The organism is Streptomyces sp. NPDC041814 (assembly GCF_055590565.1).
Genome location: NZ_JBVJAM010000004.1, coordinates 261326 through 275059, shown reverse-complemented (window position 1 = coordinate 275059; position 13734 = coordinate 261326). Strand labels below are relative to the sequence as shown.

12 protein-coding genes are annotated in these 13734 nt (G+C 72.2%); 6 read left to right on the top strand and 6 right to left on the bottom strand.

Annotated elements, in window-relative coordinates:
* Positions 1–2: 2 nt before the first annotated feature.
* A complete protein-coding gene (locus ACZ6C6_RS13700) occupies positions 3–1850 on the top strand; it encodes an HSP90 family protein (protein WP_469202291.1) in 1848 nt (615 codons plus the stop codon).
* Positions 1851–1852: 2 nt separating this feature from the next.
* On the top strand, positions 1853–4777 hold the full coding sequence (locus ACZ6C6_RS13695) for a tetratricopeptide repeat protein (RefSeq protein WP_469202289.1): 2925 nt from the start codon (positions 1853–1855) through the stop codon (positions 4775–4777).
* Positions 4778–4878: 101 nt separating this feature from the next.
* On the opposite strand, the gene ACZ6C6_RS13690 is transcribed toward ACZ6C6_RS13695, so the two are convergent.
* The 3 genes from ACZ6C6_RS13690 to ACZ6C6_RS13680 form a co-directional block, all read right to left on the bottom strand.
* Positions 4879–5721: a hypothetical protein gene (locus ACZ6C6_RS13690; protein WP_469202287.1), complete on the bottom strand. Its 843-nt coding sequence runs from the start codon at positions 5719–5721 to the stop codon at positions 4879–4881.
* Positions 5718–6971, bottom strand: a complete 1254-nt coding sequence (locus ACZ6C6_RS13685; RefSeq protein ID WP_469202285.1) for a glycosyltransferase family 4 protein — start codon at positions 6969–6971, stop codon at positions 5718–5720. Before ACZ6C6_RS13685 ends, ACZ6C6_RS13690 begins: the two co-directional genes overlap by 4 nt.
* A gap of 107 nt (positions 6972–7078) precedes the next feature.
* The gene (locus tag ACZ6C6_RS13680) at positions 7079–7468 is read right to left on the bottom strand and encodes a VOC family protein (RefSeq protein ID WP_469202283.1); all 390 of its coding nucleotides are present in this window, start codon (positions 7466–7468) and stop codon (positions 7079–7081) included.
* A 282-nt stretch (positions 7469–7750) separates the two neighbouring features.
* Between ACZ6C6_RS13680 and ACZ6C6_RS13675 the strand changes: the two genes are divergently transcribed.
* Positions 7751–8515 (top strand): class I SAM-dependent methyltransferase, encoded by a 765-nt coding sequence (locus ACZ6C6_RS13675; RefSeq protein ID WP_469202281.1) that lies wholly within the window; start codon positions 7751–7753, stop codon positions 8513–8515.
* Positions 8516–8547: 32 nt separating this feature from the next.
* Entirely contained in the window at positions 8548–9288 is a 741-nt protein-coding gene (locus ACZ6C6_RS13670; RefSeq protein ID WP_469202279.1) for a class I SAM-dependent methyltransferase, read from the top strand.
* 52 nt (positions 9289–9340) lie between these two features.
* Here the strand turns inward: ACZ6C6_RS13670 and ACZ6C6_RS13665 are convergent, their stop codons facing one another.
* Positions 9341–9745 carry a Rid family hydrolase gene (locus ACZ6C6_RS13665; protein WP_469202277.1) on the bottom strand — a complete coding sequence of 135 codons (405 nt, stop codon included), beginning with the start codon at positions 9743–9745 and terminating at the stop codon, positions 9341–9343.
* Positions 9746–9862: 117 nt separating this feature from the next.
* Between ACZ6C6_RS13665 and ACZ6C6_RS13660 the strand changes: the two genes are divergently transcribed.
* On the top strand, positions 9863–10357 hold the full coding sequence (locus ACZ6C6_RS13660) for a hypothetical protein (protein WP_469202275.1): 495 nt from the start codon (positions 9863–9865) through the stop codon (positions 10355–10357).
* Between the two features lie 37 nt (positions 10358–10394).
* Positions 10395–11918: an oxidoreductase gene (locus tag ACZ6C6_RS13655; RefSeq protein WP_469202273.1), complete on the top strand. Its 1524-nt coding sequence runs from the start codon at positions 10395–10397 to the stop codon at positions 11916–11918.
* Positions 11919–11943: 25 nt separating this feature from the next.
* Here ACZ6C6_RS13655 and ACZ6C6_RS13650 read toward each other — a convergent pair whose 3' ends face one another.
* Positions 11944–12432 (bottom strand): CYTH domain-containing protein, encoded by a 489-nt coding sequence (locus tag ACZ6C6_RS13650; RefSeq protein WP_469202271.1) that lies wholly within the window; start codon positions 12430–12432, stop codon positions 11944–11946.
* Positions 12433–12467: 35 nt separating this feature from the next.
* Positions 12468–13733, bottom strand: coding sequence for an MFS transporter (locus ACZ6C6_RS13645; RefSeq protein WP_469202696.1), 1266 nt, complete (start codon positions 13731–13733; stop codon positions 12468–12470).
* Position 13734: the final 1 nt, after the last annotated feature.

The following is a 13734-nucleotide window of genomic DNA, read 5'->3' as shown; positions in this document are numbered from 1 at the left end:
TGATGACATCGCCCGACACCGCCTCGCGACAGACCGGCGACGACCGCACCTTCCAAGTGGATCTGCGCGGCCTCGTCGACCTCCTCTCCCACCACCTCTACTCCAGCCCGCGCGTCTACCTGCGCGAACTCCTGCAGAACGCCGTGGACGCGCTGACCGCCCGGCACAACCTCGAACCCGGCGCCCCCGCCGACGCGTTCGGTATCCGCCTGTACGCCGACGGAGCCGTCGTACGCGTCGAGGACGACGGCGTCGGCCTATCCGAGAGCGATGTCCACGCCTTCCTCGCCACGATCGGCCGGAGCAGCAAGCGCGCCGAACGGATCGCCGAGCAGCGCGGCGACTTCATCGGCCAGTTCGGCATCGGACTCCTCTCCTGCTTCCTCGTCGCCGACGAGATCCACGTCCTCAGCCGCTCCGCCCGCACCCCCGACGCACCCGCCGTGGAGTGGCGGGGCCGCGGCGACGGCAGCTACACCGTCCGCACCCTGCCCGCCTCCGCACGCCCGGACCCCGGCACCACCGTCACGCTCACGCCGCGCTCCGACGCGGGCGACTGGACCCGCCCGGCCCAGGTCGCCGCCCTGGCACGGCACTTCGGCTCCCTCCTGCGCCACCCGGTGACGGTGGACGACGGCAGGGACGGCCCGGCCACGCGCATCAACCCGGAGCCCGCGCCCTGGGCCCGCAGCTACCCGACGCCGGGGGCCCGCTCGCGCGCCCTGGCCGCCTACGGCAAGGAGGTCTTCGGCTTCGAGCCGCTGGACACCCTCGATCTCGACCTGCCCGCCGTGGGGCTCAAGGGCATCGCCTGCGTGCTGCCCGAGGCGGTCCCGACCGGCCGCCGCCACGGCCACCGCGTACACGTCAAGGGCATGCTGCTGTCGGAGCAGGCCGAGGAGATCCTGCCGGACTGGGCGTTCTTCGTCCGCTGCGTGGTCGACGCCGAAAGCCTGCGCCCCACGGCCTCCCGGGAGTCCCTGTACGAGGACGACACCCTCGCCGCCGTCCGCGACGCCCTCGCCGAACGGCTGCGCGGCTGGATCTCCCGCGTCGCCGCCAGCGACCCGGAACTGCTCGCCCGCTTCCTGGGCGCCCACCACCTCGCCGTGAAGTCGCTCGCGGTGCACGACGACGAGATCCTGAGGATGCTGCTGCCCTGGATCCCGTTCGAGACCACCGACGGCTCCGCCACCCTCGACGAGTTCGCCCGCACGCACCGCACCGTGCTCGTGACCTCCACCGTGGAGGAGTTCCGGCAGGTCGCGGCGATCGCCTCGGCCGCCGGACTCGGCGTCGTCAACGGCGGCTACACGTACGACAGGGACCTGGTCCACCGGCTTCCCGAACTCCGGCCCGAGGTGACCGTCGCCGACCTCGACCCGGCGACGCTCACCGCCCACCTCGACCCCGTCGACCGCGAGACGGAGCTCGCCGCCGCGCCCTACCTCGCCCTGGCCCGCGACGCACTCGCCGTCTTCGACTGCGACGTCGCCCTGCGCACCTTCCAGCCCGCCTCCGCTCCGGCCCTCCTCATCGACAGCCGCGACGCGCGGCACGAGCGCACCCGCTCCCAGCTCGCCCGCGAGCAGCAGGGCGGGGTGTGGGGCGACATCCTCGGCGCCCTGCGCCAGGAGGTCCCGCGCGCCCAGCTGATCCTCAACCAGCTCAACCCGCTCGTCCGCACCGCAGCCGCCATCACCGAGCCCGAGCTGGCCCGCACCAGCGCCGAAGCCCTGTACGGACAGGCCGCGATGCTGTCCCGGCGCCCGCTCAGGCCCGCCGAGACGAGCCTGATCAACCGCTCATTCCTCGATCTCCTCGCCCACGCCCTCCGCAAGGACAGCTGACGATGCCGACCCCACCCCAGAACACCGACGAGCTGTACGACGCGCTCCAGGAGAACCAGCGGCGCCCCTACGGCCGCGCCCGCACCGTCGCCGCCGAGGAACTCGCGGAAGCCGCCGAGCGCTTCGAAGACCCCCTGGCCCTCGTCCGTACGCTCTTCGAGCTCCAGGAGGCGTACACGTACGGTTCCGAACCCCGCAAGTCCCCTGTCGTCTTCGCCCGCCTGCTCACCCTCTTCGACGAGCAGCCCGACGTCTTCACCGACCGGCTGCGCCATCTGCTGTTCTGGCGGTTCAAATGGGTGGCGAACTCCCTGCGCGCCCTGCCCGAGATCCCGCTGACGAGCCTGCGCCAGTGGCTCACCGAGATGCGCGGCCGGTACGAGAAGGCCGGCCTCGGCCTCCAGCCGTACTACGCGCAGACCTACCAGCTCGCCGCCCATACCGGTGAGGACACCGCCCCCGCCTACGAGCTGTGGGCGGCCCGGACCCGCACCCCGTTGAGCGACTGCGAAGCCTGCGAGATCTGCGAACGGGCCCTCCACCACCTCACGGCCGGCGACGACGCCCGCGCCCTGCGCACCTGGGAACCCGTCCTCGACGGCAAGGAGAGCTGCCAGGAGGAGCCCGCCCGCTCCCTCTCGTACGCGCTGCTGCCCCTGCTGCGCACCGGTGACTCCGCCCGCGCCCGCGAACTGCACCTCGCCGGTTACCGGGGCTGCCGCCGCAACCCCTCCATGGCCGGGGAGGTCGGCCGGCACCTGGAGTTCTGCGCCCTGACCGGCAACGAGGCCCGCGGACTCGAACTGCTCGCGGAGAACCGGGTCCTGTTCTCCGAAGTGGACTCGCCACTGGACCAGTTCGACTTCCTCACCGGCGTGGAGGTCCTTCTGCGGCGCGTCGAGTCCCTCGGCCACGGCGAGCTGCCGGCCGCCGGATACCCGGGCCGCACCTGGACCGTTGCCGGCCTCGGCGCCGAGGTCCGGGAACGTGCCGACGACCTCGCCGCCCGCTTCGACGCCCGCAACGGCACCACGGCCCACACGGACCGGCGCAAGGCCCGCCTCGACCGCGCGCCGCTGCTCGACGCGCTGGAACTGACCCTGCGCACCCGCGCCCTCGACGACCTGTCCCCGGCCGCCCCGGCCGCCGCACCCCCCGCCCACAGGACGGCCGCCGTCCCCGACACGGTCCCCGAGCTCATCGCCCGGGCACGCGAGCTGGACGAGCAGGGACACCCCGACGCGCACCCCTGCTGGGAACGGCTGCGCACGCTCGTCGCCGCCCCCGACTACGCGCACCCCGAGGACCCGGCCGCGGGCCCGCTCGCCAGGCTGCGCGCGGACCTGCTGTCCGACGAGGCCAACGGAGCCGCCCACCGGGACGACGACGCGAAGGCCGCCGCCCTCTACGAGGAAGCCGCCGTCCTGTACGAAGCGGCCGAGCTGCCGGGCGACGCGGCGGTCGCCCACGCCGCCGCCGCGCTCGCCGAGGCCGAGGCCGGTGGCGCGGCCGCCGAGACCGAGGAGAAGGGCGGGGCGCTGACCGCCTCCCACACGCGCGTGGTCCGGCTGCACGAGGAAGCGCCGGGGCTCACTCCGTGCCAGGAGGGCCGCCTGCTCCGCATGCGCGCGAGCACGCTCTGCCTGCGCGCGCAGCTCACCGGGAGCGAGGAACACCTCGCGGCAGCGGCGGCGGAAGTCGAGCTGCTGCACGCGTTCGCCACCCGGCACGACCTGGCCGTCCAGATATCCGGATCCGTCCTGCTGCGGGCCGGCGTCCACGCCCTGTCCGGCGAGCTGCCCACCGCTCTCACCGTGCTCGACGCACACCGCGACCGGCTGCGCCGGCACGGCCCCGCCTGGCACCTTCCGCGCACGCTCGGACTGCGTGGCCGATTCCAGATGGGCATGCGGGACGCGCAGGCCGCGTACACGGAGCTGTCCGAGGCGATACGCCTGGCAGCCGAATGGCCGGTCAGGGTCTCCGACACCGCCAATCTCCACGGCGACCTGGCCGAGGTGTGCATGCACGTGGGCCGCCCCGAGGAGGCACTGCGCCACCTGACCCGCTCCGCCGAAGTGGACCTCCGGAACGGCAAGCGGACGGCCGCCTTCTGCACCTACAGCAACGCCGCCCAGCTCAGCCTGGACCTCGGCCGGATCGAGGACTCCATCGCCCTCCTCGACTCCGTCCTGGCCGAACCGGACGTTGCCGCCGGAGAACTGGACGACCGGCTCGGCGCTCAACTGCGTCTGATCCGCGCCCGCGCCCTGCACGCGGGGGAGGACCTCAAGGCGGCCACGACCGAGTTCGTCGCCCTCGCCGCCGAGTCGGCGGGCTGGGACGACGACCCCGGGAGCCACGCCATGATCGCCGCCGAGACGGCCGTGCTCCTCGGCGAGGCCGGCGACTTCGACCGGGCCGGTGAAGCAGTCGGACAGGCGCTCGCCGCCCACTCCCGTGCCCCGCGCTACGAACAGCTGAGCAACGCCCTGCGTGAACTCGCCCGCCTCCAGGCCGAGCAGCAGGGCGCCGACGGTCTCGCCGACGCCCTGGCGCGCCTCGCGGACGCCGAACGAATAGCCGACGAGGCGCGCGCCGCCGGGTACGAGCCACACGGCCGCTCCCTGGAGACCGCCCTCGCCTACGAGCACGGCCGGGTCCATGCCTACGCCGGACAGTACGAGGACTCCCTGACCGCCCTGGAGAAGGCCCTCGGCGGGCTCGGGGAGCCGGGACCGGAGAACGCCGGCGAGTGGGCCGAGTGCGTCCGGCTCGCCGGCGTCGTGGAGGGCATCTACCTGGAACGTACCGCCCTCGCCCTCACCCGCCTCGACACGGCGATCCCGCGCCTGGCCGCCCTGGGGCGCACCGAGGAGACGGAAGCCCTGACCGCGCTGGCGATCCGGCTGCGCGACGAGGAGTGACACGTCGGGCTCACCGGGCCTCCGCCCACGGCCCGGTGAGCCCGGTGGGGGCTGCGGCGGCGAGCCCGCCTCGGGCTCCGGTCCCCGAGAACGGGGCACCTTCACCGTGACCGCTGCGGTGTGACCTCCACGGAGAGGTCGTTGTCGAGGGTGTAGTACGGGCGAACCGTCACCCCGCCGAGCGTCGTGGCCGGGTAGACGAACACCGTCTTCCGGTCCGCGACGTCGTCCAGCAGCCGGGCGACCCGCGCCCGCGGAACACCGGCGCCGGGGTGGACGAACACGTCCCAGACCACCGGCGCACCTCCCGCCGCTTCCGCCAGGAGGTCCGCGTAGTCCACCCTGAACGAGAAGTCCTGGCCCTCCACTGAGCTCAGTGCGCCCCGCACGACGACGGACTCCCGCCCGCGCCGGACCAGCGCGACCTCCGCCGCCTCGCTCAGCCCGGCACCGTACAGTCGCGCCGTCACCGCCATCGCGCCGGAGCCGACGGTGATCCGGCCGGCCTCCGCGTGCGTGGCGCGCCGCCAGGCCCGTATGGCGAGCCGGCCGTCCTTGGTGGCGTACGGGATCCGGACCGACACCGGCGCGCCCCGTACGGCATCCGCACCGGACACCAGGGCGCGCAGATCGCGCAGGCCGGGCAGCAACGGCACGCGCTCCTCGCCCGGTCCGGTCACGACGTAGGCATCCCAGCGGCCTTCCTCCAGGGCGGGGGCGGCCTCCAGTACGGCCTGCCACTCGTCCGGCCCCGCGGGCTCCAGCACGCGAGCGAGCCCCTCCTCCTCCGGCTGCCCCTTCTTCGGGCGCGGCTGAAGCAGCAGCCGCGGCTGCGCCGGGGCGGGCAGGGGCAGGTGGACACGTACGAGCAGGCGCCCCCCGTCCCGCACCGTCACCGCGCCCCGCGGCCTCTCCACCGGTCCGTTCACTCCGTCGCTCCTCATCGTCGCGCCTTCCGTGCGGCCCTCACGACGCTGCCGGCCGCGGTGAGCAAGGTGTCCCTGGCCGCGAAACCGCTGCTCGCCAGGGTGCGGCCGGTCCCGGCCACCGCCCGGCCCTCCCGCCGGGCGGCCAGCAGCTCCTCGAACAGCCGCTCGGCCCGGGCCACGACGGTTGAGGGGTCGTAACGCCGGGAATTCGCCGCCGCGTCACGCCCCATACGACGACGCAGTTCCTCGTCGCCGACGAGTTCCAGCAGGGCGCCGGCCAGCGCGTCCCGGTCGCCGACGGGCACCAGGCGGCCGTCCTCCCCGTCGGTGATGATCTCGCCCGGGCCGTACGCGCAGTCGGTGCTCACGACGGGCAGCCCGCAGCGCATCGCCTCGACGATGGTCATGCCGAACGATTCGAAATCGGAGGTCACCGCAGCGACGGACCCCTTGACCCACTCGGCTTCCATCGGGCTCACCGCACCCATCAGGAAGACGTTGTTGTACAACCCGAGCCGGTCGATGAGCGCGCGCAGCCGCTCCCGTTCCTCGCCCCTGCCGTAGATGCGCAACTGCCAGTCGGGATATGCCGCGGCGACCGCGGCGAAGGCGTCGATCAACAGGTCGAACCGCTTCACCGGCGCGAGCCGCCCGGCGGCGACCACGATGCGCCCCCGGCCGTCCGCCGGGGTGAGGGCCGGGGCGGGGACACTGTTGGGCAGCGCCTCCACTCGTACACCCGGCGGCCGCATCTTGTGCCGGTAGACGGCCGAGTCGGCCTCCGTGACGGGGGTGATCGCGTCCAGCCGCGGATAGGCCCGGCGCAGCGCCCTGCGCAGTCGCGGGGGGTGGTGGTCGTGCGCGAGGTGTTCCTGCCCGACCCGCACCGACCGCGCGGGTGCGTGGAGCGCCAGGTGGACATTGAGCCCGGGCCGCGTCCCCACGACGACATCGGCGTCGAGCGAGGCGAGCGCCTCGCCTATGCGCTCATCGGTGAGCGCGCTGTACTCGCCGTAGCGGTACTCGGACGAGGGAAAGACCTTCGCCGGTGCGAGGTGCCGCGGGTCGTCCTTCTCGTGCCGCAGATCCACCAGGGGCCGTAACCGCACACGCGGATCGAGCGCGATGCTCGGGCGTTCCCTGTTCCGGAGCACGGAGATGATCTCCACCTCGTGCCGATCGGCCAGTGCGCCAGCCAGGTTGAACGTGGTGGTGATCGTCCCTCCGATCGCGTACGCGTTGTGGATGAGGAATGAGATTCGCATGCAGTACAGGACGGCCGGCCCGGACGGAAGGTTGCCCTCCCGTCCGCCTGCCGGAATCAACTTCCCTGCTGCAAGGGGAAGATGAACGACATCTTCCGGATCGTTCCTCACTCTCCGGGGGGCCGCCCGCCGGACGGACCGATCGGCTGCGTGAGGTTCAGCGGGTTGCCGTCGGGATCCCGGACGTGGGCGACACGCTGTCCCCACGGCATGTCGTTCGGACCGCCGCTGACGGATCCGCCGAGCGCCTCCACCCGCCCGAGCGTCGCCTCGACATCATCCACAGCGATGCTGAGCAGCATCCGGGGTGCTGCGCCGTCCGCGGCTTCCGGCTTGGACACCAGCCCGAGGTCGGTGTCGCCGATGCGCAGACCGAGGTAGAACACCTGGCCCTTCGCCGGCACCCGGAAGATCTCCTCGGCGCCGAACAGCTCCGTGTAGAACCCGGCCAGGACGTCCTGGCGGGCGGTGAGGATCACTGGCTGAATGGTGGACATGGCGCTCCTGTCGTCGACGGGTGGGTCGGTGGGTAGACGGTGCGAGCCTGGGGAACTCATCGGCGAATCCGAGGAAAAACGTGGGCCCGGCGCGGCCGGGAACAGCCCGTTCAGGGCCCTCCGTGCACGGTTCGGCGGGCACGGGGCCGGGGCGGGAGGCGGAGTTCCGGCGAGCGCCGCGTCACGCGGGAGCGGGGCGTTCGGCCTGGTGGGGCGCTTGGGGCGATCTGGTCTTCCGGCGTCGGCGCTCCTAGGGTCGGACGTGATCGAAAGGGGGCCCGGGTGGACCGGACCGTGCGTACTGTCGAGGACGTTCTCGAACTCCTGGACGGGTTGTTCGTCTCCGAAGCCGGGAGCGGCCACTTGGCGGCCGGGGACGGCAAGGACTTCTGGGACCGGTTCTACGCCGACAGGTCGAGGCCCGTCCCGTTCTTCCCGATGAAGCCGGACGAGAGCCTGGCCGGCTACCTCGAACAGGGCCTGATCGCGCCCGGCCGGGTCCTCGATCTGGGCTGCGGGGCGGGCCGCAACGCCCTGTACCTGGCCTCGCACGGGTTCGAAGTGGACGCCGTGGACCTCTCGCCGGTGGCCATAGCGTGGGCCCGGGAGCGCGCTGCCGGACTGGGGGTGGACGCGCACTTCGCATGCGGCGACGCGTTCACACTGGCGGCCACGGAGCTGGGCGGACCGTACGACCTGGTCGTGGACTCCGGATGCTTCCACCACCTGCCACCGCACCGGAGGGTGAGCTACCTCGCGCTGCTCGACCGTGTCCTGGCCCCCGGTGGCCATCTCGCCCTGACCTGCTTCGCGGCCGGTGAGGACGGAATGGGCTCCCAGCTCGCCGACGCGGAGCTCTACCGCGAACGCCGGCTGCACGGCGGCCTCGCCTACACCCCCGCATCGCTGCGCTGGATCTTCTCCGACCTCGCGGAAGTCGAACTGCGCCGCATGCGGGACGAGCCGGCCGATTCACCCCACTTCGGCGCGGGATTCCTGTGGACGGCCCTGTTCCGTACGAGCTGGGCCGGTCTGCAATCACGTTGACCGACCACAGCAGGTGCTGCTTGGGTCGACACGTGGACAGCATCTCCGGCAACAGGCGCTTCTGGAATCAGATCAGCAGCGCCTACCAGCACAAACACGACGCGCGAATCGGCGCGACGCCCCGCCTGTGGGGCACGTACGCGATCCCCGACGCGCACCTGCGGGCGCTCGGCGACGTCACCGGCCGTCGCGTCCTGGAACTCGGCTGCGGCGCCGGACAGTGGTCCAGGGCGCTCGCCGCCGAGGGGGCCGCGGTGGTCGGGTTCGACCTGTCCGAGGAGCAGCTTGCCGCCGCGGCCCGCGCGATGGGGCCGGCCCGCTACCCACTGGTGCAAGGTGCCGCCGAGCACCTCCCGTTCGCCGCCGACACCTTCGACCTGGTGTTCTGCGACTACGGCGGGCTCAGCTGGGCACCCCCGCACCTCGCCGTACCGCAGGCCGCTCGCGTACTGCGCCGGGGTGGGCGCCTGGTGTTCAACGTCGCCAGCCCGTGGTTCGAAGCGTGCTACGACGAAGCCACCAGCCGTGCGACCACGACGCTGCGACAGGACTACTTCGGCCTGGACACCATCGACGAGGACCAGGGCGCGGTCAGCTACCAGCTCACCTACGGCGACTGGATCAGGGTCCTGCGCGGAGCGGGTCTCGTCATCGACGACCTCATCGAACCGCGTCCCGCCCCCGAAGCGGCGAACGGCTACAACAAGACCGACCCGCCCGACTGGGCCCACCACTGGCCGGCGGAAGCACTCTGGGTGACCCACAAACCGTAAGTCCCACCGGCCCGCCTCCATGGCGCTCCCGGCCACGGCGGGTGCGCGGACTTCACGAGGCGTGCCCGCATGCTACGGCTTCGATCTCGATGAGCATGTCCGGATCGGACAGGGCGCCGACCTCCGCCAGCAGGCTGGTCGGCCGGCAGTTCGCGGCCGCGAGCCCGTCCAGGAGCACGGCGTAGTGTGCCTTGCACGAAGCGAGGTCAGTCGTGACGATCCGGATCTGCACCACGTCGGCCATCGTCATCCCCGCCTCCGTGACCGTTTCACCCAACCGCCGCAGCGTCAGTCTCATCTGCCCGGCCATGTCTCCCCGATGCGCGATGCCGCCGTCGTCGCCTCGCGCTTCGTGACCGGAGACGAACAGCCAACTGCGTGGGGCGTCCACGCGGACGGCTCGGTTGTACATCAGTCGCTCGCCCATCATGCGTGGGCCGATCTCATGGGTGGTCATGCCGTGTCCTTTACCGGGGCGGGCGCCGGTTCAATCGGAGCCGGAAGCGTGGGCGGGTCCGGGGCCCCGGCAGACGGCCGTCGGGTTGTGTCAGTGGGTGCGTCTACGGTGCACGGCATGAGGCATTGGATACACCGCGCGCTCCCGCACCACGAGGAGACCAACGTCGTCTTCTTCCGAGGGCTGTCCCTCGACACGCTCGTGCGAGGACTCCTCGACCAGCGGCGCATGCCACTCGCGTACGGCACGGGGGCCGACTGGGGACTGGTGATGCACGACATGTTCAGTTGGGAGGACGGCGACTACGACCTCGCCGATTACGGACGTCTGTGCCGGGACGGCGGCGAGCTCGCGGTCTTCGTGACCGAGCCGTGCCGGCCGAAGGCTCACATGCCCTCGTTCCAGTACTGCCGCGACGGGAGCCTGATCACGGGCTTCAGCTTCGAGACGCTGTACTACCGCGCGGGCAAGGAGCCCGATCTGCTGTTGCCCGCCCTCACGGCGGCGCGGCTGACCGGGCCGACGGCTGATGTCGACCGGGAGGACGACGAGGAACGAACGGTGCGGGCCATCAGCGGATTCTTCTCCCTGCCCGAACTCCAACTGCCGTGACGAGGGCCGCCCGGAGGAAGATCGCTACTCTGCAGGAGTGCTTTCATACGACGAGCTGACTTCGCCGGAGCGCCAGCTGTGGGACGCGTTTCCCGTGGGACGCCGCGTGGACCTGCGCGCGGGTGCGCCCGAGGGGAACCAGGTCGGCGACGGCGGCGTGTGGGGCCCCGGGCGTACAGTCCGTGCCGCCGTGATCGCGACGCTGCTCGCGGGCGGGAACCCCGGGCAGCCCGGCGCCGTCGCCTGCGTGGAACTCGTCGGCGCGCGCATCAGCGGCCGCCTGGACCTCTCGGACGTGGAGACCGGGCACGCTCTTCGGATGGAGGAGTGCTGGTTCGAGGAGGCACCCGGGTTCAACGGGGCGTCGGTCCGGACCATCCGCATCGTGGACAGCCGGCTGCCGGGATTCGAAGCCGCCCTCGTACGCGTCGAAGGGCATCTCGATCTGTCACGGTCGCGCGTGGAGGGATGCCTCGATCTGCTGAACGCCTCGGTGGCGGGCGAGTTGGTGCTGAACGGTGCCCGGGTGCGCGTGTCCGAGGGCTGGGGGGTGATCGCGGACGGCCTGTCCACGGGAGGCGGCGTCTTTTGCATGCACGGGTTCACCGCACGTGGCGGGATACGCCTGCTCGGCGCGCAGCTGTCCGGTGGACTGTTCATGCAGGGCGCCCACCTGGAACAACCCGTGCCGCTGGGCCGCCCGGGTCCGGACGGAGTGGCCCTGGCCCTGGACAACGTCGTGTCGCCGACGCTCAACTTCTCGGGCGGTTTCACCTCGGACGGGACCGTGAGGCTGCGGGGCGCCCGTGTCTCGGACCTCCTCACCTTCGAGGGTGCCTTCCTGAACGCGGCACCCGGCGGCGACAACCGGTCCCTGGTCGGGCTCGTCATGCAGGTGTCCGACTTCGACCTGGCCCTCGCCCGACGACCGCGCGGAGCCGTGGACCTGCGGGGTGCGCAGGCGGCCTTCCTGCGCGACAACGAGCACAGCTGGCCGGACGTGGTGGAGCTGGACGGCCTCGTCTACGGCTCCCTCGGGGCGGCCGGGCCGAGTGGCCTCCGGGGGTCCGTGCCGGGCCGTGTGGCATGGATACGGCGCAGTCCCGGCTACAGCCCACAGCCGTACGAGCAGTTGGCGAGCTGGTACCGGAGGGCCGGCCACGACGACGACGCCCGCCGCGTACTCCTGGCCAAACAGCGCCACCGGCGCCGTACGCTGTCGCCGGCCGCGCGTGCCTGGGGGTATCTGCTCGACGGGTCCATCGGCTACGGCTACCGCCCCTGGCTGGCCGGCGTCTGGCTCCTCGCCCTGACGCTCCTGGGCACCCTGGCCTTCGCCGCACACCCGCCCATCCCGGTCAAAGAAGGCGAGAGTGCGCCGTTCCAGCCCCTCGTCTACACGCTCGACCTGTTGATCCCCATCGGTGGCCTGGGGCAGCGCACGGCCTGGTACTGGTCGGACGGCAGCCTGCAGTGGCTGGCCTACCTCCTGATCGCCTTCGGCTGGGTGCTGACGACCGCCGTGATCGCGGGCGTCACGCGCACCCTGCAGAAGAACTAGCCCGGTTCGAGGCGCGCGGGCCCGGTCACACCGTGGCGGACCCGCGTGCCAGGTGACGGTTTCCCCACTCGGGCCGCCCGCTGATGTCCTCGCCGAACCAGGCGGGCGGCTCGAACGCGTTGGCCGCCTCGACGCTGCCGAACTCGACCTCCACCACGCGCAGACCGGAGTGCGCACCCGCGTAGACGTCGACCGTCGCGACCGTGCCCGAGTCGGCCAGCGCCAGGGTCCAGCGCTCCTTGTCGATGCGGTCGGGCGCCAGCTCCCACAGTTCGTCGAAGACCTCCTTCGACACCGGGAACTCCACCTCCGCGCGCACACTGGGGCCGCCCTGCCCGGCGGACCGCGGTGCCTTCACCGTCATGACATAACGGTCGTCCGTGGCCCGGACCCGGACCTCCGCCGGGGCACCCTCGGGCGACAGATAGCCCTGACGTACGGCCTTGCGAACGGCGTCCGGCGGGAGCTGCCAGTCCTGCCGCACATGGAACTTGCGCTCGATCTCCAGGGGCACGGGGTTGTTCCTCTCAGCTTTCGGGTGGGGATGTCTCAGGCCGCCGGGGCGACCGTGGTGTCGGCCTGCTCCGCGTCGAGCCTGCGGAAGGGGGTGGCCATGGCGATGCCCATCCACAGCACCAGGCCCGCCCCCGCGAGGGCGATGGTCGTGGTCTGTCCGGCCCACCGCGCGCAGTAGCCGCCCGCCAGGGCGCCCAGCGGCAGGGAGCCGTGCGACAGCAGGCGGTAGCCCGCGGTGATCCGGCCCAGCTTGTCGGGCGGGCACAGCCGCTGACGGGCGCTCATGGAGTGCACGTTGTAGACGCCGAGCCCCATCGAGTACAGCCAGATGCCCGCAGTGGCGCAGACCGGCCTGAGCACGCCGCCTTCCAGCGCACCGGCGGCCGCGATCAGACCCATGCCCGCGCCGACGGTGACGTTCCCGCCCACCATCGCGCCGACCTTCGAGAAGCGCTCACCGAGCCGGCCCGCGGCAGCGGCCCCCACGACTCCGCCCACCGCGCCCACCGCGTACAGCGCACCGATCTTCACCGGGCTGAAGCCCAGGGTGTCCACCGCGAACAGCACGAAGATGGTCAGGTACGCCTGAATGAAGATGTTGGCCACGCCGCCCGAGATGCCGAGCATGAGCAGGGGCTTCGAGCGGACGAGGAATCGGAAACCGTCGCCCACCATCACCGACCACCGCTCACGTACGGCCCGGTGTCCCGAGTCGTCCGCCTTCAAGGTGGCGAGGAGCCCGCCGGACACGAGGAAGCCGACGGCGTCCAGGACGATGGCGTACGGAGCGGTGACCGCCTGGACGAGCAGCCCGCCGAGGCCCGGGCCCGCCACGTCCGTCACCGAGTAGCTGGCGTTGACCGCCGCGTTGCCCGCGACGACCTGCTCCGGCGGCACGAGCCGGGGGAGCATCGAGTGGTGCGCGATGTCGGCCACCGCCTTCAGCACACCGACGCACGCGCTGAGGACGTACAGCCACCCCATGCCGAGCGAGTCGAGCGCGGCCAGCAGCGGCACACCGAGCAGCAGGACCCCGCGCACCAGATCGCAGAGGGAGTTGACCACGCGAGCGGCGTACACGTCCGTGATCACCCCCGCCAGTGGGGTCACCACGAGCATGGGCAGCAATTGCACGGTGGTCAGCAGGCCCAGCTGGACGGCGTCCGCGCCCAGCAGCGTGACCGCCGTCAACGGGAGCGCCAGCACGGTGACATGGGCGCCCGCCCGCGCGACGGTGATGGCGGTCCAGAACCGGCGGAAGTCCCGGTTGCGCAGTACGGCCCGCTGCTCGGGCGACATG

Excerpts from the sequence above, each read along its gene's own strand:
- ACZ6C6_RS13695 (WP_469202289.1), top strand. The coding sequence starts at position 1,853 with ATGCCGACCCCACCCCAGAACACCGACGAGCTGTACGACGCGCTCCAG.
- ACZ6C6_RS13680 (WP_469202283.1), bottom strand. The coding sequence starts at position 7,468 with ATGTCCACCATTCAGCCAGTGATCCTCACCGCCCGCCAGGACGTCCTG.
- ACZ6C6_RS13700 (WP_469202291.1), top strand. The coding sequence starts at position 3 with ATGACATCGCCCGACACCGCCTCGCGACAGACCGGCGACGACCGCACC.
- ACZ6C6_RS13645 (WP_469202696.1), bottom strand. The coding sequence starts at position 13,733 with ATGTCGCCCGAGCAGCGGGCCGTACTGCGCAACCGGGACTTCCGCCGG.
- ACZ6C6_RS13690 (WP_469202287.1), bottom strand. The coding sequence starts at position 5,721 with ATGAGGAGCGACGGAGTGAACGGACCGGTGGAGAGGCCGCGGGGCGCG.
- ACZ6C6_RS13660 (WP_469202275.1), top strand. The coding sequence starts at position 9,863 with ATGAGGCATTGGATACACCGCGCGCTCCCGCACCACGAGGAGACCAAC.
- ACZ6C6_RS13665 (WP_469202277.1), bottom strand. The coding sequence starts at position 9,745 with ATGACCACCCATGAGATCGGCCCACGCATGATGGGCGAGCGACTGATG.
- ACZ6C6_RS13685 (WP_469202285.1), bottom strand. The coding sequence starts at position 6,971 with ATGCGAATCTCATTCCTCATCCACAACGCGTACGCGATCGGAGGGACG.